At 69.2% G+C, this 26,878-nt stretch carries 18 protein-coding genes; 7 read left to right on the forward strand and 11 right to left on the reverse strand.

Annotated features, from left to right (window positions below; genetic code table 11):
- Positions 1-11 precede the first annotated feature (11 nt).
- Positions 12-1,286 carry a radical SAM protein gene (locus tag J2S35_RS03275; RefSeq protein ID WP_309849782.1) on the forward strand — a complete coding sequence of 425 codons (1,275 nt, stop codon included), beginning with the start codon at positions 12-14 and terminating at the stop codon, positions 1,284-1,286.
- Positions 1,283-2,635 (forward strand): MFS transporter, encoded by a 1,353-nt coding sequence (locus J2S35_RS03280; protein WP_309849785.1) that lies wholly within the window; start codon positions 1,283-1,285, stop codon positions 2,633-2,635. The genes J2S35_RS03275 and J2S35_RS03280 overlap by 4 nt, the downstream gene beginning before the upstream one ends.
- 87 nt (positions 2,636-2,722) lie before the next feature.
- Here the strand turns inward: J2S35_RS03280 and J2S35_RS03285 are convergent, their stop codons facing one another.
- From J2S35_RS03285 to speB, 5 genes are all read right to left on the reverse strand, one after another.
- Positions 2,723-3,904, reverse strand: a complete 1,182-nt coding sequence (locus J2S35_RS03285) for an App1 family protein (RefSeq protein WP_309849788.1) — start codon at positions 3,902-3,904, stop codon at positions 2,723-2,725.
- A 12-nt stretch (positions 3,905-3,916) separates the two neighbouring features.
- Positions 3,917-5,512 (reverse strand): MFS transporter, encoded by a 1,596-nt coding sequence (locus tag J2S35_RS03290; protein WP_309853012.1) that lies wholly within the window; start codon positions 5,510-5,512, stop codon positions 3,917-3,919.
- A gap of 158 nt (positions 5,513-5,670) precedes the next feature.
- Entirely contained in the window at positions 5,671-6,315 is a 645-nt protein-coding gene (locus J2S35_RS03295) for a MarR family winged helix-turn-helix transcriptional regulator (protein WP_309849790.1), read from the reverse strand.
- A gap of 239 nt (positions 6,316-6,554) precedes the next feature.
- Complete coding sequence (locus tag J2S35_RS03300) at positions 6,555-8,243, reverse strand: thiamine pyrophosphate-binding protein (RefSeq protein ID WP_309849792.1); 1,689 nt, start codon at positions 8,241-8,243, stop codon at positions 6,555-6,557.
- Positions 8,244-8,307: 64 nt separating this feature from the next.
- Positions 8,308-9,312, reverse strand: a complete 1,005-nt coding sequence (gene speB, locus J2S35_RS03305) for an agmatinase (protein ID WP_309849794.1) — start codon at positions 9,310-9,312, stop codon at positions 8,308-8,310.
- 452 nt (positions 9,313-9,764) lie between these two features.
- Between speB and J2S35_RS03310 the strand changes: the two genes are divergently transcribed.
- From J2S35_RS03310 to J2S35_RS03325, 4 genes are all read left to right on the forward strand, one after another.
- Positions 9,765-11,573: an APC family permease gene (locus tag J2S35_RS03310; RefSeq protein ID WP_309853016.1), complete on the forward strand. Its 1,809-nt coding sequence runs from the start codon at positions 9,765-9,767 to the stop codon at positions 11,571-11,573.
- A gap of 92 nt (positions 11,574-11,665) precedes the next feature.
- Positions 11,666-13,150 carry a sodium:solute symporter gene (locus tag J2S35_RS03315; RefSeq protein WP_309853019.1) on the forward strand — a complete coding sequence of 495 codons (1,485 nt, stop codon included), beginning with the start codon at positions 11,666-11,668 and terminating at the stop codon, positions 13,148-13,150.
- A gap of 212 nt (positions 13,151-13,362) precedes the next feature.
- Positions 13,363-13,995: a hypothetical protein gene (locus J2S35_RS03320; protein ID WP_309849797.1), complete on the forward strand. Its 633-nt coding sequence runs from the start codon at positions 13,363-13,365 to the stop codon at positions 13,993-13,995.
- 281 nt (positions 13,996-14,276) lie between these two features.
- Positions 14,277-15,455: a VIT1/CCC1 transporter family protein gene (locus tag J2S35_RS03325; protein ID WP_309849799.1), complete on the forward strand. Its 1,179-nt coding sequence runs from the start codon at positions 14,277-14,279 to the stop codon at positions 15,453-15,455.
- Positions 15,456-15,490: 35 nt separating this feature from the next.
- On the opposite strand, the gene J2S35_RS03330 is transcribed toward J2S35_RS03325, so the two are convergent.
- Complete coding sequence (locus tag J2S35_RS03330) at positions 15,491-16,711, reverse strand: LOG family protein (protein ID WP_309849801.1); 1,221 nt, start codon at positions 16,709-16,711, stop codon at positions 15,491-15,493.
- A 4-nt stretch (positions 16,712-16,715) separates the two neighbouring features.
- A complete protein-coding gene (locus tag J2S35_RS03335) occupies positions 16,716-17,177 on the reverse strand; it encodes a MarR family winged helix-turn-helix transcriptional regulator (RefSeq protein ID WP_309849803.1) in 462 nt (153 codons plus the stop codon).
- 194 nt (positions 17,178-17,371) lie between these two features.
- Between J2S35_RS03335 and J2S35_RS03340 the strand changes: the two genes are divergently transcribed.
- On the forward strand, positions 17,372-20,713 hold the full coding sequence (locus J2S35_RS03340; RefSeq protein ID WP_309849805.1) for a DEAD/DEAH box helicase: 3,342 nt from the start codon (positions 17,372-17,374) through the stop codon (positions 20,711-20,713).
- A 359-nt stretch (positions 20,714-21,072) separates the two neighbouring features.
- On the opposite strand, the gene sucD is transcribed toward J2S35_RS03340, so the two are convergent.
- From sucD to J2S35_RS03360, 4 genes are all read right to left on the reverse strand, one after another.
- On the reverse strand, positions 21,073-21,987 hold the full coding sequence (gene sucD, locus J2S35_RS03345; RefSeq protein ID WP_309849807.1) for a succinate--CoA ligase subunit alpha: 915 nt from the start codon (positions 21,985-21,987) through the stop codon (positions 21,073-21,075).
- An 18-nt stretch (positions 21,988-22,005) separates the two neighbouring features.
- Positions 22,006-23,178, reverse strand: coding sequence for an ADP-forming succinate--CoA ligase subunit beta (sucC, locus tag J2S35_RS03350; protein WP_309849810.1), 1,173 nt, complete (start codon positions 23,176-23,178; stop codon positions 22,006-22,008).
- Between the two features lie 179 nt (positions 23,179-23,357).
- Positions 23,358-25,895: a DNA helicase PcrA gene (gene pcrA / locus J2S35_RS03355; RefSeq protein WP_309849812.1), complete on the reverse strand. Its 2,538-nt coding sequence runs from the start codon at positions 25,893-25,895 to the stop codon at positions 23,358-23,360.
- A 101-nt stretch (positions 25,896-25,996) separates the two neighbouring features.
- Entirely contained in the window at positions 25,997-26,869 is an 873-nt protein-coding gene (locus tag J2S35_RS03360; RefSeq protein WP_309849815.1) for an inositol monophosphatase family protein, read from the reverse strand.
- Between the last annotated feature and the right edge of the window lie 9 nt (positions 26,870-26,878).

Genomic DNA, 26,878 nt, shown 5'->3' on the forward strand with positions numbered 1-26,878 from the left:
CGGGGGCCTGCATGGCCCTCGAGACCGAGCTCGTGGAGGCCATCGAAGCGGGCGCCGTCAACCCCCAGCGATGGGATCTCGAGGCCTTGCGAGCGGCTGGACTGGGGCCGTGCTCTGAGACCCAGATCGAGGAGGAGCGCGTGTCCGTGCTCCGCAGGCAGTCTGCGCGCAGCAGGGATGTCACCAAGTTCAGCCTGGCCATCATGCCCACATCGCAGTGCAATCTCGCCTGCGGCTACGGCGGTCAGGCGCACCGGGCCGGTAATATGAGCCCCGCCATCGAAGATCGAGCGCTCGCGCGAGTCCGCGGGGCCATTCAGCGACTCAGGGAATCCCACAGATCGTTGTCCATTGGATGGTTCGGAGGAGAGCCTCTCTTGGGGTTCGCATCCATCCGCCGGCTCTCGGAGGGAATCCGGAATCTGACCTCAGAAGCGGGCGTGGCCTGGACGTCGCACATGGCGACGAACGCCGTCTACTTGTCCGCTGACAAGGCTCGGATTCTCGCCGAGGAGTCACATCTCAGAGCCATTGAGGTCACGCTCGACGGCCCGCCGACAGTCCATCACGCGAGTCGGCCGGCCAAGAGCGGCCCTCAGGAGACGTTTTCCCGAATTGTCCAGAATCTTCGAGACATCGGCGATTCGTCCGCGTGTGATGCCATTGAGATCTCCATCAGGATCAACGTCCATCAGGGGAACATGGCGAGCACGCCCGCGCTGATCTCGATTCTGGAGGACAACGGATTCGCGACACCTCGATTCCTCATCAACGTCGTCCCCGTCCACGACTGGGGCTCCTCCCATGCAGAAGGCAAGGTCGCTGCGGAAGCGTTTCAACAGTGGGAGCTGGAGCTCTGCAATGACCTCGATCTGCGAGGGTTCACCGTCAGCCTGTTTCCCACGTCCCCCATCGAGACTCCCTGCCTCGCAACGTCCCTGGGGTCCGAGCTCATCGCCACGAACGGCCGGGTCTTCACGTGCACGGAAGAGGTCTTGTCTCCCGGGCTCGATCCCTCCTCGTCGGTCGGACACGTGACACTCTTGGACCCCGCGCTTCCCCGTCCGGCAGGGACGTACGACTCATGGTCCGAGGACTTGTTGACGTCGCCCACAGCCCCGTGCCCATCATGCGCAGTCCTGCCCCTCTGCGGCGGCGCGTGCCCCAAGCAGTGGCGTGAAGGAAAAACTCCGTGTCCCACATGGAAAGGCACCATGCCACAGCGCCTCGACATTCTGGCACGCAGACTCGGGCTCGAACCTCGCGATCACAAGGAGGCGGCATGAGCGCCCCAGCCACCCCCGTCCCCCTCGATGCCCGGTGGCTCATTCTGACAGGGTTCATCGAGAGCTTCGCCAAGTACTTCTTCCAGATGGCCATCTACATGTGGCTGACCTTGATCTATTTGCCCGCAACCGGTCTCGTGCCTGCGGGGACATCGACCTTGGTTCTGGCAGCGTCCGGCCTCGTCGCCTTCGTCGCGGCCGGCCGTTTGGGGCATCTCGTTGACTCGGTGAAGCCCTACGGCCTGGGGCTGTGGGCCCAGATCCACAACATCCCCCTTGTTCTCGTGGCATGGATCGTCATCATGGCCAGCGGGTCCATGCCGCCATGGGCCGTCGTCGCCATCATTCTCGGGGTGAACATTCTCCTTGAGGTGAGGGAATTGACCATTGACAGCGCGCAGGCCGTGGCCGTCTCGCACCGCGTCCCGGAACCCCACCAAGCCACGTATCTGGCCTGGCAGTTCCGAGCGAACCTTGTGGGCATGATGATCGCGCCGGGCCTGACGGCTTTCACCGTGACGCATTCCCCGGGATTGAGCCTGCTCGTAGCGGGACTGCTCAATTCGGTGGCGGCGCTGGTATTCCTGCGCATTCGCGCCCTGGGAGAGCACGAGAACTTTGGGGGGCGCGTCTCCTTCAGCTGGCGGCGCTGGGCCACGACCATGCTGGCCGGCCCGGGCCGTGAGGCCGCCGCTGGCGGAGAGGCGGGCCGGTCGACGAGCTCCCGGAAAGGCCTGCGCAGCGTCCGGTACGTCAAGCACGTCGCTATCCTCGTGACGCTCATCGTCACTGAGGCACTGGGAAACAGAGCCAACGAGGCGTTCGAGGTGTATTTCGTGACGGACACCCTCGGGATTCCTGCCGCGGCCTACGGCGTTCTCATGGCCGGCGCCGTTGCGGGCCTGACACTGGGTTCGGTCCTCATCGAGTGGACGCGGCGGCGCATTCATGCCCGATGGTGGCCGTCCTTCTGCTACAGCGTCTTCGGCGCGTCATTCCTCGCGAAGGGCTTGGCCACGGGCTGGGCCACGTACATGATCTTCGGATTCCTCCAGGGTCTCTCAGCCGGCCTCGTCGCAGGCATCGTGGGGTCAGCGGTCATGAAGTTCACCCCGCGGGCCCTCATCGGCTCAGTCAGCGTCGCACTCGGCGTCCTGTTCCAGGCGGCGAGCACCGCCGGACTGCTGCTCTGGGCGGCCTGGGCCTTCATCGGAGCGTCCTTCGGCCCAACGTTCATGGCCACGGCGGGATACCGAACGGCGTACATCGTCGGCGGCGCGTGCATCCTCGTCGCCGCGCTCATGAGCTACCGCTTCTTCAAGCACGTGCGGTGGCAGATCGAGCGCTGATCCGGTTTGCCCCCGCGTCTGGCATTTGCCACCGACATTGCAGGGGGCGCTTGCCAAAACCGGGGGCAAACGGCACGCGGGGCGGGGCTAGGAGTTGATGCGCTGGGTCTCGTCCCCGACAGCGGGGTCCGAGTTGCCGGCGGAGACCTCGGTGGACGAGTTTCCGTCGTCGATATACCCAAGCTCGGCGAGCTGACGGGCGATCCCGCTCCCGTCCGGCCCGTAGATCCAGGGGGCGCGGCGGCGAGACCCGGGGATACGGGGGCGCTGAGAGCGGCCGCCGGCCAAGACGGCCTCGCTCGCGGAGAGCTGGCGGATGATGACGGCCTCGACCCGGTCCGGGTAGGTCTTCTCGAACCAGGCATAGATCTCTTCGTCATGCTGTCCGTCATCGCCGACCAGGATCCACCGGTACCCCGGGAACTCCGCCACGAGACGGCGCAGCTGGGAGATCTTGTGGTCCTTGCCGGAGCGGAAGTAGCGCGTCTGCGTAGGGCCCCAGTCCGTCAGCAGCAGCGGCGCCTTCGGATAGAGGTTGCGGGCCAGGAAGCGCTTGAGCGTGCTCGCCACATTCCACGGCCCCGTCGACAGGTACACGAGGATGCCGACGTCCTTGGCGGAGGTCATCCGCTCGTACAGCACCGGCATGCCGGGGGTAGGCGTGCGGGCGTGCTCGTCGACGATGAACGTGTTCCACGCCGCGAGCATAGGGCGCGGAAGCGCGGTGACCATGACCGTGTCATCGATGTCGGACACAATGCCGAGCCGGCGCGCCTCGTCCACGATCCGCACCTCGGCCTTGCCGGGGCGCCCGCCCTGCGGCGTGATCGTCACGGTGTTCCACCCGAACGGGAGGGAGTGCGGGAGCGTCACGTCGATGACGCCGCCGCGGTCTGCGGTGGCCTCGAACTCCTGGTCGGCGATCGTCACGGTGACCTTCGCAAACGGCAGCGGGGGGTTGACGAAGTTCCGCCACCCGCGGATGCCGTCACGGACCACCTTGGACGCCGCCTCGAACGCCGCGACCTGGTCCGTGCGGCGGGACCCGACGACGACCCGCCCCAGGACGCGGACCCACGTGCTCGTGCCGTACCCGATGAAGCCCTTGGCCATCGGCACGGACCCCGAGTCCAGGCCCCGGCGGGCCCGCCACGACTGGAAGCGGTCCTCGAGCCGCATGACAATATTCGAGTCAGGAGCCTCTGCGCCGCCCTCCTGGGTGTCCGGGCGGTCGGCGTGTGGGGAATCCGGGGTGTTGACGGAGGTCATGCCACCAGTCTTTCACGCCCCCGCGGGGTCTGCGAGGCCGCCAGGCGCCGTCGTCGCGCCCTTCTCCGCCGCAGGCTCCAGGTCAATGGTGCGCCGCAGCTCCTTCTCACGGATGAAGAGCACCGCCACGAAGGCCAGGACGGCGAGGCCGCCCGTGATGAGGAAGAGGAACGCCATGCCGTCCCCGTACGCGCCGCGGACAATCTCCGAGAGCCAGTCCGGCATCGCCGCGAGGTCCAACGTGGAGCCGCCCCCGCCGCCCTCAAGGGCGCGCGGGTCCACGGGGTGCCCGGCCCTGGCCTGCTCGGCCAGGTGCTCCGTCACCCGGGTCTTCGTGAGATCCTGCACCCGGGTGCCCAGGAGGGAACCCAAGACGGCGACGCCGACCGCGCCGCCGAACGAGCGGAAGAACGCCACTGAGGCCGAGGCGGTGCCGACGTCCTTCGAGCCGACGTTGTTCTGCACGGCAAGGACCAGGTTCTGCATGAGCATGCCGAGGCCGAGGCCGAGGACCACGAGGTAGGCGCCGATGAGCCAGAGACTCGTGGCGTGGTCAATCGTGGCGAGGAGCCCGAACGCCAGGACGAGCAGCAGCGTGCCGAGGATGAGGAAACGACGCCAGCGGCCCGTGGCGGAGATCAGCCGCCCCGAGAGGACGGACCCCGTCATGTTGCCTGCGATCATCGGCAGCATGAGGAGGCCGGACACGGTGGGCGTCTCGCCACGGGCCACCTGGAAGTACTGCCCCAGGAAGCTCGTCGAGGCGAACATCGCGACGCCGACGCAGATCGAGGCCGCAATGGCGAGGGCCGTGGTGCGCTCCGAGATGATGTCGAGCGAGATGACCGGGGCCGCCGCGCGGCGCTCCACCAAGACGAACGCGGCCAGGACGATGACGCCACCGCCGACCATGGCGGCCGTCTGCCACGAGATCCAGTCGTAGTAGTCCGGCTTCCCCGCGAACGAGATCCACACGAGAATGAGCGTCACGCCGGCAGCGAGGAGGAACGCGCCGAGAAAGTCGATGGCCTGCTTCCGCGGGGTGTGCGGCAGGTGGAGAGTGCGCTGGATGAGGATGAGGGAGACGATGGCGATCGGCACGGGCACGAAGAAGGTCGAGCGCCAGCCCCACGCCGAGTCCACGAGGAAGCCGCCGAGCAACGGTCCGCCCGCCGTGGCCAGGCCCATGGTCACGGCCATGTACGCGGAATACCGTCCGCGCTCGCGCGGGGCGATCATGACCGCCATGATGGCCATGGCCATCGCCGTGAGCGCGCCCATCGCGACGCCCTGAATGGTGCGCGCCACGAGGAGCAGCGCCACGGAGTGCGTGAAGCCGGCCAGGACCGAGCCTGCCACGAACACGACGATGGACCACTGGACGAGGACCTTCTTGTTGTACATGTCCGCGAGCTTGCCGAAGATCGGGGTCGTGGCCGCGTTGGCGAGGAGGGTGGCCGTGATCGTCCACGTGTAGGCGGTCTGGTCGCCGTTGAGGTCTCCCATCATGCGGGGCAGGGCCGTGGCGACGACGGTGCTCGAGAGCATCGCGACGAAGAACGCCGAGAGCAGGGCGATGAGCGCCCGGACGATCTCCGGGTGGGTCATGGCAGGAGCCGCTCCGCCCGCGGGGGCGGGGCTGCTGGCGGGAGCTGGTCCGTCGGCGGGCACGGGGCTGCCAGCGGGGTCCTGCGGCGCAGGCGCCGCGGGAGTGGGCCCGGCCTTGGGGATGGCTCGCCGCGCGGATGGGCGTGGAGTCTGGGAGGTCATGCGGTCTCGCTTTGCGTGTCGAGTGTGCCGGGGGCCCCGGCGGCAGGGAAGGGGCCGTGCGGGTCGGTGCCCAGCTCCGGCGAGGCGCACCGGGCAGTGCCCGGGTGCGGGAGGGACAGGGTCAGGGCGGTGATGTCGGCCAGGACGTCCGCCGCGGCCTGGAGCCGCCCGGTCTCCCAGCCCTTCGTGGCGGCGTACAGGTGCTGCGTGCGCTCTGCGGCGCGGGCCGCCAGGCGCTCCCGTCCGGCGTCCGTGAGAGAGACGAGCTGCGCGCGCCCATCCGCGGGGTCTGCCTCGCGGCTGATGAGCCCCTCCGCTTCAAGCTGGGCGATGTGCCGACTCATCGCCGACTCCCCCAGGCCCGTGATGGCGGAGAGCTCCCGGGCGCGCTGGGGCCTCTCGAGGTGCGCGAGGACGGAGAGGCGAGCAGAGACGTCGCCGTAGACGGCCGTCTTGGCGGCGGCGATCCGGCGCACGAGCCGCGCGAACTGCACGATCTCCGCGTCCAGGCGCCCGGCCGCCTCGAGCCGTTCGGCCTCGTCTCGGGCCGAGTCGGCGGGGGCGGCTGAGTCGGCGGGGGCGGCCGAGTCGGCGGGGGCGGCGGGCCCCAGGCTCGCGCCCTCGGGGACGGGGTGGTTCATCGGGGCTCCCAGGGGTCGTCAGACAGTGCTGATCCACCCTACGCGAAATAGTTGCTTGTAGCAACTAATTAATCCTGGGCGTGGGTCTTGCCCCCAAACGCAGGCAGCCCGCCTCTTCCGAGACGGGCTGCCTGGCGGGCGCCGCATGAGCACGACGACGGGGCGCTCACCGCCCGGCCCACACCCGCCGGGCCCGGCACCCCGAGCCGCCGGCGAGCTCAGGCCCGGCCCCGCCCCCGCTACAGGTGCGTGGGTGCGAAGAGGCGGATGAGCGCCTCGACGACCACAACGTTGGGGCCCTCCGCGGCGAACGCCCGCTTGAGCGCCTCCCCCACGCCCTCCGGAGTCGTCTTCTCGGCCGGAATGCCGAAGGACTCAGCCAGCGCCTTGAAGTCAGGCCTCGCGAGCTCCGTCGCCGTGGCCTTGCCGAAGGCGCCCTCCATGTACTCGCGGAGAATGCCGTAGCCGCCGTCGTCGACGATGAGCCAGGTGACCGGGAGGTTGTGCTGCTTGGCCGTGGCCAGCTCCGCGATGGAGTACATGGCAGAGCCGTCGCCCGCCACCGCGAAAACGCGCTCGCCGAGGCCCGCAGCCGCGCCGATCGCGGCCGGGAACCCGTAGCCGAGGCCGCCCGCGCCCTGGGCCGAGTGGAACTCGCCGCCCCGGGAGTCCCAGCAGGACCATGCCCAGTACGCGCTGATGGTCATGTCCCAGAACGTCTGCATCGTATCCGGCACGGCCTCGCGGATGTCCGCCATGAAGCGGCGCTCCATCGCGAGGTCCTGGCCGTCCAGCCGCTCCTCGACCTTCTTCAGGGTGTCCGCGACGACCTCCTGCGGCGACCGCCCGTGCCAGTCCGCCGCGTGCCCCTCCAGGGCCTCGGGGGTCAGTGCCTCGTCGAGGGCTGCCAGCGCCTGACCCGCATCGGCGCGCATGCCGAGGCCCGGCCGGTTGGACTCGAGGACCCGCGGCTCGGCGTCGATCTGGATGAGCCGCCCGCGCGGCTCCAGGGAGAAGTAGTTGCTCGTGACCTCGCCGAGGGAGGTGCCGATGGCGATGAGGACATCGGCGTCCTCCAGGACCTCGGTCGTGTGCCGGTCCTCGATCCAGGACTGGAGGGAGAGCTCGTGCTCCCACGGGAAGGCCCCGTTGCCGCCAGGCGAGCAGATGACGGGCGCGCCGAGCTTCTCCGCGATGGACAGGAGCGAGGCCTCGGCGTGGCCCCGCCTCACACCGCCGCCGGCCACGATGGCCGGGCGCTTCGAGCCGGCGAGCCACGCCACGGCCTCGCGGACGAGTTCCACGCGAGGCGGGTTGTCGAACGGCTCCGCGAGCGCGTCCTCGACCCGCGGGACGATCGTCGGGTCCAGGAGCACGTTCTGCGGCACCTCCACCCAGACCGGCCCCTGCGGCGTGGAGATCGCGTCCGTCCAGGCGTCCTGGATCGCGGACGGGATGCCCGAGGCGTGCTGGACGAGCCGCTGGCTCTTCGTCACGTTGGCCGCCGAGAGCTTCTGGTCGTCGAGCTGGTGCAGCATTCCCTTGCGGCGCGCGCCGATCCCTTCCGTCGGGATCTGGGAGGCGACGACGACGACGGGCACGCCGGTGGCGTACGCCTCCTGCAGGCCCGCGAGCGAGGTCAGGGCGCCTGGGCCCGTGGACAGGAAGAGCACGCCCACCTCGTTGGTTGCGCGCGCGAACCCATCGGCGGCGAACGCGGCGTTGTTCTCCACGCGGGAGGAGATGAACTCGAGCTTCGAGCGGGACAGGGCGTCAAACAGCCCCAGGGCGTGCTGCCCCGGGATGCCGAAGACCTTGCTCGCGCCGAGCGCTTCAAGGGTCTCAATGACAAGGTCTCCGCCGTTGCGCTGGCTCTCCGGGTCAACGGTGGAGACGGCGTCGGCGGGGGCGTGGGGGGACTCGGACATGGGCCGGCTCCTTAGGAAGTCGTGGGCCCGGCGGGAAGCCCCGCCGGGCTGCGTGGAACGTGGATCAGCGGCGCTCAGGCGCGGCGGCTGCGTCGTCGTCGTTGGAAGCACGCTCCGCAAGGAGAGTGACGAGGTCATAGGCGACGTGGCTGGCTGCCACACCCGTCATCTCCGCGTGGTCGTAGGCCGGGGCGACCTCGACGACGTCCGCGCCGACGAGGTTGGTGCCCCGCAGGCCTCGGATGATCTCGAGCAGCTCGCGGCTCGTGATGCCGCCGGCCTCCGGCGTGCCCGTGCCCGGGGCGTGGGCCGGGTCGAGGACGTCGATGTCCACCGAGACGTAGAGCGGGCGGTCCCCGATGCGGTCAAGGAGCTTGGCGACGATCTCCTTGACACCCTGGTAGTAGACGTCCGAGCTCGTGACGATGCCGAAGCCGAAGCGCCGGTCATCCTCCAGGTCCTTCTTGCCGTAGAGCGGGCCGCGCGTGCCGACATGGCTGATGGCGTCCGTGTCCAGGAGGCCCTCCTCGACCGCCCTGCGGAACGGGGTGCCGTGCGTGTACTCCGCGCCGAAGTACGTGTCCCACGTGTCCAGGTGGGCGTCGAAGTGAAGGAACGCGAGCGGCTCGCCTGCCCGCTGCTTCGCCGCACGCAGGAGGGGCAGGGCCACGGTGTGGTCGCCGCCGAGCGTCAGCAGGCTCGTGCCGCCCTCCGTGAGGCCGAGCGCGTTGTCCTCGATGGCCTCGAGCGCCTCGTTGATGTTGAAGGGGTTGACGGACATGTCTCCCGCGTCGGCCACCTGAGCGGCGGCGAACGGGGAATAGTCCTGCGCTGGGTTGTAGGGGCGCAGGAGGCGGGAGGACTCGCGCACGTGATTCGCGCCGAACCGCGCACCCGGCCGGTAGGAGACACCGGAGTCAAAGGGGATGCCGACGACGGCGACATCCGCGTGGCTGACCTGGTCGAGACGGGGAAGCCGGGCGAACGTGGCCGGGCCTGCGTAGCGGGGGGTGAGAGAGGAGTCGATCGGCCCGAGGTGGCCACCCTCCTCGATGCGCACTTCTTTCACGTGATTCTCCTAGCGTCGTCCGGGGCTCGCCCCGGCGTGGAGGGCCTTGGCACTGCACCAGAGCAGCCTCACACCACCCATCCTAGAGTGGCCGGAGACACACGCGCGGTGCATGTGCATGATCCAGGCCCTGGTGGGCTGTCGCCTTGCCCAGCGGCGCCGCGCGCCGGGGCCCGCCGAGCCTCTGCGTCGACGCGGATCACTCTCTGCCCCGGGAGGTATGCCGCAGATCACGTTGAAAGTTGGCTTCGCAGGATTCGCAATCGGGCGTAGTGTCGTCCCTCGTGAAGATCAAGTCGTCGGTTTTCGGGCCGCCACGCATCCAGTCCAAGCGCACCCGGGCCGAGCGATTCCAGCGGTGGCTCTTCCAGGACAGCACTCGGGACTCAGACCACGGCGGGGCCTACGCCCACACCGAGGAGACTCCCCACCAGTACTCGTGGTGGAAGGTCATGTGCCTCACCGGCGTGGACTACTTCTCCACCCTCGGCTACCAGCCGGCCATCGCCGCCGCCGCCGCGGGCCTCCTCTCCCCCATCGCGACGATCGTCCTCGTCCTCGTCACCCTCTTCGGCGCGCTCCCCGTCTACCGCCGCGTGGCGCTCGAGTCCCCGCACGGCCAGGGCTCCATCGCCATGCTGGAGCGGCTCTTCAGCCGGTGGAACGCCAAGCTCCTCGTCCTCGCGCTCATCGGCTTCGCGGCGACGGACTTCATGATCACGATGACGCTCTCCGCGGCGGACGCCACCGCGCACGTCGTCGAGAACCCCTTTGTCCCGCATTGGCTCGGGGACTACAAGGTCCTCATCACCCTTGCGTTCATCACCGCCCTCTGTGTGGTCTTCGTCCGCGGATTCTCCGAGGCGATCGGTCTCGCGGTGGTGCTCGTCGTCGTCTATCTGGGACTGAACGTCGTGGTGATCGTCAGCGCGATGATGCACGTGACGGACAACCCGCAGGTCATCGACAACTGGTGGCTTGCCCTGACCGCCCAGCACACCAACCCCTGGCTCCTCGCCGGGCTCGCCCTCCTCGCCTTCCCGCGCCTGGCGCTCGGCCTCTCGGGATTCGAGACCGGCGTGGCCGTCATCCCGCAGATCCAAGGGCGCCTCGGGGACGACCCGGCCCGGCCGATGGGCCGCATCAAGGGCGCCCATCACCTGCTGACGACGGCCGCCGTCATCATGAGCGTCTTCCTCATCGCGTCCTCATTCCTCACCATCTGGCTCATCCCCCTCGAGGCATTCGAGCCGGGAGGCCCGGCCAACGGCCGCGCGCTCGCCTATCTCGCCCACGAGTACCTCGGCGAGGGCTTCGGCACGGCGTACGACATCTCGACCGTGGCCATCCTCTGGTTCGCGGGCGCCTCCGCCATGGCGGGACTGCTGAACCTCGTTCCCCGCTACCTGCCCCGGTACGGGATGGCGCCCGCCTGGGCCTCGGCCCTGCGCCCCCTCGTCCTCGTCATCACGGCTGCCGCCTGGATCATCACCATCATCTTCGACGCCAACGTCGAGGCTCAGGGCGGCGCGTACGCCACAGGCGTGCTCGTGCTCATCACGTCGGCCGCCTTCGCGGTGGCGATCTCCCTCAGAAGCCGCGGCCGCCGCGGACACAGCCGGTTCTTCGGCGTCATCGCCCTGATCTTCACCTTCACCACACTGACGAACATCGTCGAGAAGCCGGACGGAGTGAAGATCGCATCCGTCTTCATCCTGGCCATCCTCGTCATCAGCTTCGTCTCCCGAGCCCGCCGCTCCTTCGAGCTGAGGGCCACCACGGTGCACCTCGACGACGCCGCCTACGCCATGGTCAAGAACGCCGAGGTGTTCCACTTCATCGCCCACGAGCCGAGCCCGTCCGCGGACAGCGAGGGGCGCTACACGCAGAAGACGGAGCACGCGCGGGCCGCCAACCACCTCCCGGAGAACGTGGAGCCGTTCTTCATCGAGGTCTTCGTCGACGACTCGTCCGATTTCGAGGGCCACCTCGAGGTGCGCGGCGTCCGCCTCGGCGATCACCGAATCCTCCAGGTGCACTCCTCCAATGTGCCGAACACCATCGCGGCCGTCCTCTTGCACATCCGGAACAAGACGGGCCGGATGCCCCACGTCTATTTCCGGTGGACCGAGGGCAACCCGATCCAGAACCTCCTCAAGTACTTGCTGTTCGGACAGGGCGAGGTCGCGCCCGTGACCCGCGAGGTCCTCCGCGAGGCGGAGCCCGACACCAAGCGCCGCCCATGGGTCCACGTGGGATAGGGTGGCGCGTCGCCCCACCGTGGGCATAGTGTGACGTGGTGAACACGAGCCATGCCCTGAATATCGCCGTCGTCGCCCTCTATCTCCTGGCGATGCTCGCCTTTGGCGCGTGGGGGCGGAAACGCACCCAGAACCAGGCGGACTACCTCGTGGCTGGCCGCCGCCTGGGCCCGTTCCTGTACATGGGAACCATGGCCGCCGTCGTCCTCGGCGGCGCATCCACCGTGGGCGGCGTGGGCCTCGGATACCGCATGGGCCTGTCCGGGATGTGGCTCGTCGTCGCCATCGGCGTGGGCGTGCTCCTGCTCAGCCTCTGCTTCTCCGGGATGATCTCCCGACTGCGGATCTACACCGTCTCCGACATGCTCGCGCTGCGATACGGCCCCCGTGCCACCCGCGCGTCCGGGATCGTCATGCTGCTCTACACGGTGGCCCTCGCCGTGACGAGCACCGGCGCCTACGCGACGGTCCTCCACGTGCTCCTCGGGTGGGACCGGTGGCTGTGCGTCCTCCTCGGGGGCGCGGTCGTGCTCGTCTACTCGGTGGTCGGCGGCATGTGGTCCATCACGCTCGCGGATCAGGCTCAGTTCTTCATCAAGACCATCGGCATCTTCTTCCTCATGCTGCCCATCGTCCTCAGCCAGGCCGGGGGCTTCGCGGGCGTCCGCGAGCGCCTGGGCGACGAGGCATTCCGCCTCGTGGGCACGGCGGAGCATGGGGCCGACGCCGGGACGATCCTCACCTGGTTCCTCGTCTACACCCTCGGCCTCCTCATTGGACAGGACATCTGGCAGCGCGTCTTCACCGCGCGCTCGCCCCGCGTGGCCACGTTCGGCGGCGCCGCGGCCGGCGTCTACTGCATCCTCTACGGCGCAGCGGGCGCGCTCATCGGCATGGGCGCCAAGGCGGTGCTCGGGGACGGCATCGTGGCCCGGGACGACGTCTACGCCGAGGTTGCCAATCGCCTCCTTCCTGCGGGACTCGGCGGCTTCGTCCTTGCCGCTGGCATCGCCGCCATGATGTCGACGGCGTCTGGCGCGCTCATCGCGGCCGCCACGGTGGCGAAGAACGACGTTGTGCCGCTCGTGACGGGCCGGGCCTCCCTCTCCGAGTCCACGGCTGAGGGCGGTTCGGCGGAGGCCCACGACGAGATCTCCGGGAACCGGGCGTGGGTCCTGGGCCTCGGCCTCCTCGTGACCGCGATCTCCGCCCTCATGGCGCTGTCCTCGGGCGGCGGCGATGTCGTCGTGGCGTGCCTGACCGTGGCGTACGACCTGCTCGTCGGTGGCCTCCTCGTGGCGATCGTCGGCGGCTTCGTGTGGAAGCGCGGCACGGGCGCGGGCGCCACCGCTGCAATGATCGGCGGCATGCTGGCGACGGTCGCGGCCATGGCGGCGTACGCGGTCAAGCTCGGCTCTGCGCTGGACGGGATCCTCGCGAACGAGCCCATCTACTGGGGCCTCGGCGTCTCGCTTGCCCTCTATGTGATTGTTTCTCTGCTCACCCCCGTCACCGCGGAGCCGATCCGCGCGGAGTGGCGCGCCCGCCTCAGCCGGTCCCATTCAGCAACCCGGTAGGCGCTGGGAGGGCCGATTCTCAATGTTTACATGAATATGCTGCGGTCCTTTCGAGGCGCAGTATATTTTAAATATTGGACGTTATTTTTAAGCGGCGCATTTTGGATTCTTATTTAGGTTGACGTTCTACTCACCTTCCGCCAGAGTTGTTAACGCTGCTCATATTGCTGAGCATGCATCTCTCTACACCCCAGCTTTTCGGAAGGACCGTGATGACCAACCAGATCTCCCGTCGCGCCGTATCCCGCAACGCCGCGTGGGCCGTCCCCGCCATTGCCCTCGCCTCCGCCGCACCGTCCGCATCGGCCTCGCCGGCCCTCCCCGCGGGCTGCCACCTCACGGACGCCCAGCTCAACGCCGGTGTCTGCGGCACCGACTCCATCCAGGTGCTCGGCGCCCGCTCGTTCAGCACCACGGGCGGCGGCCTCATCAACGCCACGACGGCCAACAACTTCGGCCTCAAGTCCACCTGCAACTACAAGGGCTCGGTCTCGGTGTACTTCTACGACCCGTCCACCGGGCTCGGATCCAAGGTCGCCCCTGCCACCATCCGCCTGGCCGACGGCACCACCTTCACCGGCCGCGCCACCCTCGGCGCCATCGGCAGCGGCATCGCCCAGACCGGCTTCGACATGAGCGTCTCGATCCAGTGGCAGGGGTCCAAGGGCTCGAACTCCCCCGCGTCGCGCTGGACGGGGGCGCTCGTGACCATCCCCTTCGACTGGTACTACACGGCCCCTGACGGCTCGCTCCACAGCTGCCGCTACGCCCTCCAGTACACGATGGGCACGCCATACAGCGTGGGCGTGGCCGCAATGGTCAACCCGGTCGTCATCCCCGCCTAAGCAATACCCCTTTCTCACAGCCGCCCGCCGCTGCCGGGGTCGCCGTCACGGCGAGCTCCGGCGGCGGCGGGCGTCTTTGTCCACGGCGCAGAGAGGAACGGGACAGAGCCCTCCAGAATTGATCGCTCCACGTCGACATTGAAGCATTCTCGCGGCGCCATCCCGGACCATCCTTGGCATCGTTCGAGCATTCATGGCCCACATGGACACCGCCCCACCTCGCACCCCATTTAGGCGGGGGCAATAGGCGCCCGCCCGCCAGCAGGGAAGAATTGTCAACCATGAGCGCCGAATCCCGCCCGCCTGCCGCAGACGACTCCCCCAGCCAGACCCAGCTGCAGGCCCCCGGCCCTGCCGCCCAGGGCCGGCCCGCCAGCCCCTCCCCCACCCCCGCCGAGATCCGCCGCTGGAACCGCTACCTCGCGGACGAGATCGCGGAGCGCGAGCTCTACCTCAAGCTCGCGGAGAAGAAGACCGGCGAGGAGAAGGCCATCCTCACTGAGCTGGCCTCCGCCGAGACCCGCCACGCCGAGCACTGGCGCCGGCTCCTCGGCCCCCATGCCAGGCCGGGCCGCCCCAGTCTCCGCCGCTGGGTCATGCGGGTCATGGCCATGATGTTCGGCTCGATCTTCGTCCTCGCCCTCGCCCAGCGCGCCGAGGGCGACTCGCCCTACGCCCGCGACGCGGCCGCCACGCCCCAGATGGCGGCTGACGAGAAGATCCACGAAGAGGTCGTCCGGGGCCTGGCCACACGGGGCCGCGAGGCGCTCTCGGGCAACTTCCGCGCGGCCGTCTTCGGCATGAATGACGGCCTCGTCTCCAACCTGGCCCTCGTCCTTGGCATCGGCGCGACAGGCGTCGGCCCGGACATCCTCCTCTACACGGGCATCGCGGGGCTCCTTGCGGGCGCGCTGTCCATGGCCTCGGGCGAGTTCATCTCCGTCCGCAGCCAGATGGAGCTCCTCGGCGCCTCGAAGCCCACGCAGGCCACCCTCACGGCCGCCCCGGACCTCGACTTCGACGCCAACGAGCTCGAGCTCGTCTACCGCGCCCGGGGCATGGACCGGGAGGCTGCACGCCATCGTGCCATGGAGCGCCTCGGCTACGTGGACTGCGACTGCGACCGCTCCTTCTCCTACCGGCCTGAGGAGAACCCGGAGCAGGAGGTGCAGGAGCTCAAGAACTCCGCCTGGGGCGCGGCCATCTCGAGCTTCCTCTGCTTCGCGGCCGGCGCCCTCGTGCCGATCATCCCGTTCCTGTTCGGCGCCTCCGGCATGACGGGCATCCTCGCCTCGGCTGGGCTCGTCGCGGCGTCCCTCTTCCTCACGGGCGGCATCACGGGCCTGCTCTCCGGCACGGCTCCGCTCAAGCCGAGCCTCCGCCAGATGCTCATCGGTCTCGCAGCGGCGGCGGTCACCTATGCGATCGGCCTGCTGATCGGCGGCGGCGCGGTCGTCTGACTGGGGACGACGACGGCGGCTGGCGCCGGGGCGAGCTAAGCCGTCCCGGCCCGTCCCCGCCCGAGGATCTCCACGGCCTCCTCGACGGTGTCCACGAGGAAGAGGGCCTCCGCCATGTCGCGGCCCGCGGCCAGCGCCGTCAAGAGGGGCCACACGGGCAGGGTGCGGGTCCAGTACTCCCGGCCCACAAGGACCATGGGGTTGGGACCGGTGCCTGCGGCGGCGTAGTAGTTCTCGCACGCGTCCTGGAAGACTTCCTGCACGGTGCCGGCGGCGCCCGGGAGGAACACGATCCCGGCGTCGCACAGCTCAAGGAGGACGGCCTCCCGCTGCGCGTTGGCGAAGTACTTGACGATGTCCGTGGCGAAGACGTTCGGCGGCTCGTGCCCGTAGAACCACGTCGGGATGCCGAGGCTCCGGCCGCCGGGGAGGTCTCCGGCTCGGCGTCGCGCGTCAAACCCTGCGCGGGCCCACTGGCTCACGCTCGGGCGGAAGGACGGGACGTCCGCGAGCGCCGCGCAGGCCTCCCCGAGGTCCTGCTCGCCGAACGGGGACATGTACGCCCCGAGATTGGCCGCCTCCATGGCCCCGGGGCCGCCGCCCGTGGCTACCGTGAGGCCCGCCCGCGCCAGGAGGTAGCCCAGACGGGCGGCCTCGGCGTACTCGTCCGAGCCGCGCACGGCCGCGTGACCGCCCATGACCCCCGCGAATCCGCCGGCCGAGGTGAGCTCGATGAGCGATTGGCCCATGGCATGGTCGTGGATCGCCATAGAGAGCGAGGCTCCCTGTGCGTCCGGGTCCCCCGCCTCCGCCCGGTACCAGTGGTAGATGCGCGCGTCCGGCGTCTGCTCGTAGACCCCACCGGCGTCCAGCCCCGCATAGAGCTCCTCCGGCGAGTACGGCGTAGACCGGTACGGGTCGAAGGGCATGGCCTCGAGCGCCGGAAAGACGAGGGCCCCACGCCGACGGGCAACGTCGTCGTACCCCTCCGGGAGGGCCGTTCCCAGGAAGAGGCAGCCGCGAAGATCCAGGAGGCCCAGCTCAGCGCGGCGCCCCGTCAGGTCGATCTCGCCGACGTGCCAGCCGTGCGCGCGTGCGACGCACGCGCAGAGGCGGTCGAAGTGCTCGAGCGTGTCCACGTGGAGCGCCCGGTGGCTGCGGTGCTGAGGAGGCGCCCCCGCCGAGGCGTGCTGCGGGGCCGTTCCCGCCGAGGCGTGCTGCGGGGCCGTTCCCGGCTGAGCGTGCTGCGCGGACATCGCGTCAGAACTCGATGGGCCGCTCGAGGAGCTCGCGGTCCACGAGCTCCAGCGCCTCGCCGATCCGGGCGCGGTCGGCCGCGTCGATGGAGATGAGGTAGCGGGAGAGCGCCGAGAGCTTGCGGGAGAGCTCGCGCTGGTAGGCCTCCTCGCCTGCGGCCGTCAGGGAGATGAAGGCGGAGCGGCGGTCCTCGGTGGAGGGAATCTTCTCCACCCAGCCGCGCTCGAGCATGGCCTTGACGTGCCCCGTGATGGTGGGCGAGCGGAACCCGAAGATCTGCGCGAGACCGACAGTGGACTGCGGGCCGTCGAGGAGCACCTCGGCCAGCTGCATGTGGGATGCGGTCATTTCGCTGGGCGTGTGGAGCTTGCGCACAAGGAAATCACCGTGGGCCAGGACACGGTGTAGGACAAATGCGATGTCTTCGGGGTTGTCAATATGCGTCTGGGCTGTCTCGTCAGCCATGGGAATCTCCTCCAGATTGCGGGACTTCAGAGACGACGCAGTCCGTGGACCGTCGGCGCTTCACCGGCCATTAGATACTACGGGACAATACTGGACCTTCCCACTCCCGTGGAGGCCGCGGCAGGCCGGCGGGGCTGCGCTGGGGAGTCCCGCTCGGCGTCGTGTTGTCGCCGAATTCGTGAAACTATAGACGAATGACCGCTCGCCTCCCCCTTGTCGATGCCCGCGAGATTCTCAGTGCCCTAGGCGGCGTCGCCTTCACCCGCGGGCGCGCACTCGCCAACGACGAGCACATCCCCGCCATCGAGTTCGATCCGGACACCGCGACTGTGCGCGCCGAGGTCCACGACGACGATGGGGCGCACAGTCTCACCATCACGCTCTCCGCCGAAGGCAGCCGAGGGGCCGGCGACTGGACCATTGAGGACTTCGGCGAGGACGAGTCTCCCGAGGCCAAAATTCGGGCCGCCGCAGCCCTCATCCGCTCAAATGCGCTGCACAAAGAATTCGAGGAGACCGAGGCCCCCAGCAAATCCTCCGCGTTCGCCCACCTCGCGCCCTCCTGGCGCACGGAGCTCACCCACCTCGTCACGGGCGGGCGCTCCGGCGAGTCCCGTGTGGAGCCGGACACGCGCCTGGCCCTCCAGTTCGAGGTCCATGACGCGAACATCTCGAGCACGCGCCGCCTGAGCACGCAGCCAGAGCAGCGCAGCGCCAACTCCCGGCCGCGGCTCGGCATCCGGCCCGTCATCATGAAGGACAACGGGCGCGTCACCCGCGGGAGCCTCCGCTGGAACTCGATCAGCTTCAAGACCTACGGCCACCACTTCGAGCCGCGCCAGCACCGGTGGTTCGCCCAGCTCGTGCCCCTGTACCGCGCCAACGGCCAGCTCCACTTCGGCGAGGACAACGAGTGGATCTACCTCGACGACTTCACCTCTCCCCTCATCTGGCCGCTCCTCGAGGAGGCCGCGAAGCTCGGCATCGCCTTCGTCGGCACCCGCAAGAACGCGCACATCACGCTCGGCTCCCACGGATGGGTCGAGCTGGACGCGTCGCTCGACGACGAGGCGCTGGCTCTGCGGCCCACCGCGGAGATCGACGGCCGCCGCTGGCCAGCAGCGACGTCCGGGGTGGTCTTCCGCCACGGCGTCTACACGATCGACGGCGAGCACATCCTCCTCGCCCCCTCCCCCCGGCCCATCACGGACGCTGCCGCGCGTGCCCTGACAGACGGTCGCACCTACCGAGTGCCCGCCGAGGACGTCTCGAACTTCGTCCGGGAGGACTTCCCTCGGCTCGGGCGGGTCGTCCCCATCGTCTCCACGGACGAGTCGTTCGACGTCCCCGACCTGGCCCCGCCGCGCCTCGAGGTGCACGTCGCGTACTCGGCCAAGCGCAGCGCAGAGATCGACTTCCGCTTCGTCTACGGCGAGGGAGACGGCGCCCAGTCCTTCGCCGCGGACTCGGACCCCGCCCCGGACGACGACTCCTCCCGGGACCGGATCGCCGAGCAGGAGATCTCCCAGGAGGCGCTGCGGGCCTACCCCCTCGGGGACCTCGGGCCGGCCGTGTTCAAGGGGCTCGCGCTCATGGACCTCGTCAGGGTCGCTCTCCCGCGGCTTCGCGCCGTGCCGGACGTCGTCGTGCTCACTGAAGGGCCGGAGCCCGCGTTCCACGAGCTCGTCGAGGACCCGCGCCTCATGCTCACAACCGTCGAGTCCTCGGACCGCGACTGGTTCAACCTGGGGCTGCTCATTCGGGTGGGCGAGCACAGCATCCCGCTCGCGGACATCCTCCGCGCGCTGACGAACGGGCAGTCCCGCATGCTCCTGCCCAATGGCTCGGGCACCTACATTTCGCTGGAGCAGCCGCTGTTCTCGAAGCTGCGCGAACTCGTCGACGAGGCCTCCCACCTCACCGACAAAGAGGGCACCATCTCCATCACGAAGTACCAGGTGGACTTCTGGGACGAGCTCTGCCAGCTCGCGGCCGAGTCCATCGAGTCCACGGCGTGGAAGAACGCGGTTGCGGGCCTGCTCACCCTCGACAAGGCTGACCCCGCGCCCGTCCCCGAGGGGCTCAACGCCACCCTCCGCAACTACCAGGTGGAGGGCTACAGCTGGCTGGACTTCATCCGCTCCCACAGCCTGGGCGGCATTCTCGCCGATGACATGGGCCTCGGCAAGACCCTCCAGTCCCTCGCCATGATCGTCGCGGCCCGCAATGCGGTCTTCGGGGTCGACGGCGGTGCTGGCGCGGAGGACTCCCAGGCCGCACGGGATCCCCGATCGGCGCGACCGTTCCTCGTCGTCGCCCCCACATCCGTCGGGCCCAACTGGCAGGCGGAAGCGGCACGCTTTGCCCCGGGCCTGCGCGTCATCCACGTGCGGGACACCGAGAAGAAGGCCGGCACGCGCCTCGCGGACACCATTGAGGGCGCGGACATCGTCATCACGTCCTACACGCTCCTTCGCCTGGACGCGGAGGCCTACTCCGCCCTGCCCTGGGCCGGCCTCCTCCTTGATGAGGCGCAGTTCGTCAAGAACCGCAAGACCAAGGCCCACCAGGCTGCGGCTGAACTCGACGCGCCGTTCAAACTGGCCATCACGGGCACCCCCATGGAGAACAACCTCCTGGACCTCTACTCGATCTTCTCGATCGTCTCCCCCGGCCTCTTCTCCTCCGCCACCCGCTTCACGGACCAGTACGCCCGGCCCATCGAGCGCGGTGACAGCCCCGAGGTCCTCCGGCGGCTCCGCAAGCGCATCCGGCCCTTCATGCTCCGACGCACCAAGGACGCCGTGGTGACGGACCTGCCGCCCAAGCAGGAGCAGGTCCTCGGCGTGGACCTGTCCGCGAAGCACCGCAAGGTCTACGACACGCACCTGCAGCGGGAGCGTCAGAAGGTCCTCCAGCTCGTCACCGACATGGACAAGAACCGGTTCACCGTCTTCCAGTCCCTCACGCTCCTGCGGCAGATGTCCCTCGACCCCGCCCTCGTGTCCGAGGAGTACGAGGAGGTGGGCTCCGCCAAGCTCGACGTCCTCCTCGAGCAGCTCGAGGACGTCATCGCGGAGGGCCACAAGGCGCTCGTCTTCAGCCAGTTCACGTCCTTCCTCAAGCGGGCTGCGGCTCGCCTGGAGGCGGCCGGCATTCCCTACGCCTATCTCGACGGCGCCACGCGGGACCGGGCCGCCGCCGTCAACGAGTTCAAGGATGGAAAGGCCCCGGTCTTCCTCATCTCGCTCAAGGCCGGCGGCTTCGGCCTCAACCTGACCGAGGCCGACTACTGCTACCTCCTCGACCCCTGGTGGAACCCCGCCGCGGAGGCGCAGGCCGTGGACCGGACACACCGCATCGGGCAGACGCGCAACGTCATGGTGTACCGCCTCGTCGCACGCGACACCATCGAGGAGAAGGTCGTTGCGCTTCAGGAGGCCAAGCGCAAGCTGGTGTCTGCCGTCATGAGCGAGGGCGAGGACGCCTTCGGGTCCAAGCTCACCGCCGAAGACATCCGGGAGCTCATCAGCTAGGGTGCCGGGCCGGTTCCCCGGCTGGCTGCCGCCCCTCCCGCTGCCGTCCCTCCCGCTGCCGTCCCTCTCGTTGCCGTCCCTGTCGTTGCGTGGCGATTTCTGCACGCTGGAGCGCGATTTTCTGGTTGAAAATCGCCACGCAACGGGGTGGGGCAACGCTGCTGGCAACGGGGTGGGGCAGCGGGGATGGGCCCCGGAAGACGAGGCCAGCTCCCCCGGGACACGAGGCCAGCTCCCCCGGGACACGAGGCCAGCTCCGCCGGGACACGAGGCCAGCTCCGGGGCGCAGAAAAGCGGCCCCTCCCGCGAACGGGTGGGGCCGCTTCTCTAGGCCTGGCCGGGGTCACCCCCGGACCGAGTTAGGCCGGGTAGATCTCGCGGAGCAGGCGAGCCGTCTCGGACGGCGTCTTGCCGACCTTGACGCCGGCGGCCTCGAGGGCCTCCTTCTTGGCCTGGGCCGTTCCAGCGGAGCCGGAGACGATGGCGCCAGCGTGGCCCATGGTCTTGCCCTCAGGAGCGGTGAAGCCGGCCACGTAGCCAACGACGGGCTTCGTGACGTTGGCCTTGATGAACTCGGCCGCGCGCTCCTCGGCGTCGCCGCCGATTTCGCCGATCATGACGATGGCCTTGGTCTCGGGGTCTGCCTCGAACGCCTCGAGAGCGTCGATGTGCGTCGTGCCGATGACCGGGTCGCCGCCGATGCCGATGGCCGTGGAGAAGCCGAGGTCACGGAGCTCGTACATCATCTGGTAGGTGAGCGTGCCGGACTTCGAGACGAGGCCGACACCGCCCTTGCCCGTGATGTTCGCCGGGGTGATGCCCACGAGCGACTCGCCGGGCGTGATGATGCCGGGGCAGTTCGGGCCGATGATGCGCGTGATCTGCTTGCCGTCGGCGTCCTTCTTGGACTGGGCGAGCGCCCAGAACTCGGCCGAGTCCTGCACGGGCACGCCCTCCGTGATGACGACGACGAGGCCGATGCCGGCCTCGATGGCCTCGACGACGGCGTCCTTCGTGAACTTCGGCGGGACGAAGACGATGGAGACGTCAGCGCCGGTCTTCTCCATGGCCTCGGAGACGGAGCCGAAGACGGGGAGCTCGATGTCGGCGCCCTGCGCGTCCTTGTGGGCCACCGTGGTGCCGGCCTTGCGCGCGTTGACGCCGCCGACGACCTGCGTGCCGGCCTTGAGCATGAGCGCGGTGTGCTTGGTGCCCTCGCCGCCGGTGATGCCCTGGACGATGACCTTGGAGTCCTTGTTCAGGTAGATAGACATGTTTTCTTCCTTCGCGGTCTACTTGGCAGCGTGGGCGAGCTCGGCGGCCTTGTCGGCGCCCTCGTCCATCGTCTCGGCGAGCGTGATGAGCGGGTGGTTCGCGTCGTTGAGGATCGCGCGGCCCTCGTCGACCTTGTTGCCGTCGAGGCGGACGACGAGCGGCTTCGTGGCCTTGTCGCCGAGGATCTCGAGGGCCTTGACGATGCCGTTGGCGACGGCGTCACACGCGGTGATGCCGCCGAAGACGTTGACGAAGACGCTCTTGACCTGCTCGTCACCGAGGATGACGTCGAGGCCATTGGCCATGACCTCAGCGGACGCGCCGCCGCCGATGTCGAGGAAGTTGGCGGGCTTCACGTTGCCGTGGTTCTCGCCGGCGTAGGCGACGACGTCCAGCGTGGACATGACGAGGCCTGCGCCGTTGCCGATGATGCCGACCTCGCCGTCCAGCTTGACGTAGTTGAGGCCGTTGGCCTTGGCCTTGGCCTCGAGCGGGTCAGCGGCTTCCTTGTCCTCAAGGGCCTCGTGCTCGGGGTGGCGGACCTCGGAGGCGTTGTCGTCGAGGCTGACCTTGCCGTCGAGGGCGATGATCTCGCCGGCGCCCGTGCGGACGAGCGGGTTGACCTCAACGAGCGTGGCGTCCTCAGCCTTGAAGGCGCCGTAGAGCTTGACGATGACCTCGGCCACCTTGTCCTGGAGGTCGTCCGGGAAGTTCGCGGCCTGGACGATCTCCTTGGCCTTCGCCGCGTCGATGCCGACGAGGGGGTCAACCGACACGCGGGCGAGGGCCTCGGGGCGCTCGACGGCGAGCTGCTCGATCTCCATGCCGCCCTCGACGGAGCACATGGCGAGGTAGTTGCGGTTCGCACGGTCGAGGAGGACCGAGAAGTAGAACTCCTCGGCGATGTCCGCGCCCTGGGCGATCATGACCGTGTTGACGGTGTGGCCCTTGATGTCCATCCCGAGGATGGCCTTGGCGTGCTCGTAGGCTTCGTCGGCCGTCTTGGCGACCTTGACGCCTCCGGCCTTGCCGCGGCCGCCAACCTTGACCTGAGCCTTGACAACGGTGACGCCGCCAATCTTCTCTGCTGCGGCCTTCGCTTCTTCGGGGGTGTGCGCAACGATGCCAGCGAGCACGGGAACGCCGTGCGCCTCGAAGAGATCGCGCGCCTGGTATTCAAACAGGTCCACGGGTTGTGTCCTTCTACGTCGAAGTCATGGGTCTGGGGCCTCCGCCTGCGCGTGAGCGCGACGTGAGCCTCTATGGGGAACTCTAGCCCTCTCGCCCGTGAGCCGCCTACTAGACCCAAGCCGTGTGTTAAAGGCCACATTCTTGGGCTTGTCTGTGGGCGGGCCGGGCCCAGGGAATGTCAGGAAGCGGGAGTCAGGGGCGCGTATCGGAGCAGGAGGCGCTTCTCGGTTGAGCCGAACCGCACCTTGGCCACGGTCTTGGCGCCCGCGCCCTCGAGCGCCAGGACGGTGCCCCTGCCGAAGGTCGCATGCTCCACGGCGTCTCCGACGGAGAACGCCACCACAAATTCTTCGGCCTCCGCCTTCTTGCCTGCGGGAGAGGGCGACGACGGTGGCCGCCCGGGGAAGGACGCCGGCCCGCCGACGGGGGGCCCGCTCGGAAGGGTCCGGGCCTCGCTGCCGGATGCACCGCTCCGCCCGGCTCCGGACCCCCAGGAGGATCCTCCCCAGCTTGAGCCGCTCCAGCTCGATCCGGCCCCGAAGGCGGGGCGCGACGAGCCCTCCCGCTTCCACTCAACGAGGTGCTCCGGGATCTCATCGAGGAACTGGCTCGCGGGGTTGTACTGGCTCTGCCCCCACATGGAGCGCACCTCGGAGCGCGTCAGGTAGAGGCGCTCCCGGGCACGAGTCAGGCCCACGTAGGCCAGGCGGCGCTCTTCGGCGAGCTCGGCCGGATCCGCCGCTGAGCGGCTGTGCGGGAAGAGACCCTGCTCCAGCCCGGTCAGGAAGACGACGGGGAACTCCAGGCCCTTGGCGGTATGGAGGGTCATGAGCGTGACCACGCCCTGCCGGCGCGCCTCCTCGACGGCTGCGGCGACCTCGGCCGCGCTGCCCTCGGGTGCGTCCGGGATCTGGTCCGCGTCCGCGACGAGGGCCACCTGCTCGAGATACTCGGCGAGCGTTCCCTCATGGTTCTCGGCGGCGAACTCGCGGATCACAGCCACCAGCTCGGCGAGATTCTCCACTCGGGACTCGTCCTGCGGGTCCGAGCTCGTGCGCAGGGCCTCAAGGTAGCCGGTGCGCTGGAGCACGGCCTCGACGGCCGCGACGGGCCCCTCCTTCTCTGCAACACCGGCGAGCTCGTCCATGAGGGCCGCGAACTGCTGCGTGAGCTTGACCCCGCGCGTTCCGAGCCCGGGCGCGCGGTCCGAGGCCCGCAGGGCGGCCATGAAGCTGGTCCGCTCCCGCTCGGCGAGGCTCGCCACCGCGGACTCGGCCCTGTCCCCGATGCCGCGCTTGGGCTCGTTGAGGATGCGGCGGAGGTTGATGTCGTCCTCCGGGTTGACCATGGCCCGCAGGTAGGCGAGGACGTCCTTGATCTCCTTGCGCTCGTAGAAGCGCGTGCCGCCGACAACGCGGTACGGCAGGCCGAAGCGCACAAGAATGTCCTCGATGCTCCGGGACTGGGCGTTGGTCCGGTAGAAGATGGCCACGTCTCCGGGGCGCGCCAGCCCCTCGTCCCCGAGGCGATCGATCTCCCGGGCGATGAACTCCGCCTCCGCGTGCTCCGACTCGCCCGCGTACCCGACGATCTTCTCGCCGTCCCCTGACGCCGTCCAGAGGCGCTTCTCAGGGCGGTCCGGGTTCTTGGAGATGACCGCGTTGGCCGCGGTGAGGATGTTCTGCGTGGACCGGTAGTTCTGCTCCAGGAGGATGGTCTCGGCGTTGGGGTAGTCCTTGCCGAACTCGATGATGTTGCGGATGTCCGCCCCGCGGAACGCGTAGATGGACTGGTCCGAGTCTCCGACGACGGTCAGCTCCGCGCCGGGCACGTCCCCGTCCTGAGTGAGTTCCCGCACGAGGGCGTACTGGGCGTGGTTGGTGTCCTGGTACTCGTCCACGAGCACGTGCCGGAAGCGGCGCCGGTAGTTCTCCGCCACCTGGGGGAAGGCCCGGAACATGTAGACGGTCTGAGCGATGAGGTCGTCGAAGTCCATCGCGTTGGCCTGCCGGAGCCGGCGTGCGTAGCCCGCGTACACCTGGGACACGGCGGACTCGAACGGGTCCTCCGGGTTGGCCGTGCGGGCGTAGTCCTCCTCATCCACGAGCTCGTTCTTGAGCCCGGAGATGGCGTGCTGAATCTGCTTGGGCGGGAAGCGCTTGGGATCCAAGTCCAGGCCGCGTGCCACGAGCGTGATGAGCCTGAGCGAATCCGCGGAGTCATAGATGGAGAAGTTCTGGCTCATGCCGATGACTGCCGCCTCGCGGCGGAGGATCCTCACGCACGAGGAGTGGAACGTGCTGATCCAAATCCGCCCGGCGCGCTCCCTCACAAGCTCGGCGACGCGCTCCCGCATCTCAGCCGCAGCCTTGTTGGTGAAGGTGATGGCCAGGATCTCCCCCGGGTGGGCGCGCCGTGTGGCCAGCATGTAGGCGATGCGGTGGGTGAGGACACGCGTCTTGCCCGAGCCAGCGCCTGCCACGATGAGCAGGGGCGTGCCCTGATGGACGACGGCGGCGTGCTGCTGCGGATTGAGCCCCTCGAGGAGGCTCGAGGCAGCGTCGGCGGCGTCCGCCGCGGCGGGGGCCTCCGCCGCAAATGGATCCTGCCCCGTCAGGTCCTCCTGGGCGAACCCGGGGGCGGTGCGGGGCAGCCGCGCCTGGGGGCCGGGCTTGTCCTTGCTCGCGTCAAAGAAGGGGTCAAAGAGGAAATCCATGATTCACCCAGTCTAGGGCGAGGGGTGGACACGATGAGCACGCACGAGCCCCGCCCCGGGCGCCCGCGGCCCAGGCCCGGGCGCGGCGCCGGCCAGGCCTGTCACGCCCCCAGGAGCCGCGTCATCTCCTCCACGGCCTGACGGCCGCCAGCCAGGCTCCAGACCACGCCCCCCGCGGCCGCCTGGGCCGTGACGCCGCCCGCCGCCTCGACGAGCGCGCGCCCGGGCTGCCAGTCCCACTCCGGCACGGAATGCTGCATCCACGCGCCGATCCGCCCGTCGGCCACGTAGGCGAGATCCACGGAGCCCGACCCGAACATCCGCACCGTGGCGGCACTCGCGGCCACCTCGTGCCACACCGCGCGCACGGCCTCATCACGCATCCACGTCGGGTGCAGGTAGGTCGCCAGGCTGAGCTGCGCCAGGGGGCCGGCAGCGACCGTCCCCTCCAGCACCCGCGCGGCACCGCCTCGCACCGCGTCTGGCGTCCCCGAGCTCGCCTCCGCCGAACCGCCCCGTGTCAGACCGGCCTCTGCGGGCCCCTCGGGGATCACCTCGCAGCGGGCCACGCCGTCGTCGGCCGTGAAGAGCTCGCGAGTGCCCGGCACGAAGACCGCAGACACGGGCTCTCCGCCCGTCTCCAGCGCCAGCGCGGAGCACCACGGCCCCGCGCCGGAGAGGAAGTTATAGGTGCCGTCCACCGGGTCGATGATCCAGCGCCGCCCGCTCGTGCCTTCGGCGGCCGCGCCCTCCTCCCCGAGGACCCCGTCCGCAGGGCGCGCCTGCCGCAGTCCGCCGACGACGAGGGCCTCGGCGGCGCGGTCGGCCTCCGTCACGATGTCGGCCACGTTGGACTTGCTCTCCCCGATCAGGCGGTCGGCGCGCATGCGCGCGGCCAGCAGGCCCGCCTGGACAGCAAGAGACCCCGCAACCAATCGGTCCGGGGTCTCTGGCGGCAACGTGAGAACGCGCATCTCGGGGAC

Source organism: Falsarthrobacter nasiphocae (assembly GCF_031456275.1).
Lineage (GTDB): Bacteria > Actinomycetota > Actinomycetes > Actinomycetales > Micrococcaceae > Falsarthrobacter > Falsarthrobacter nasiphocae.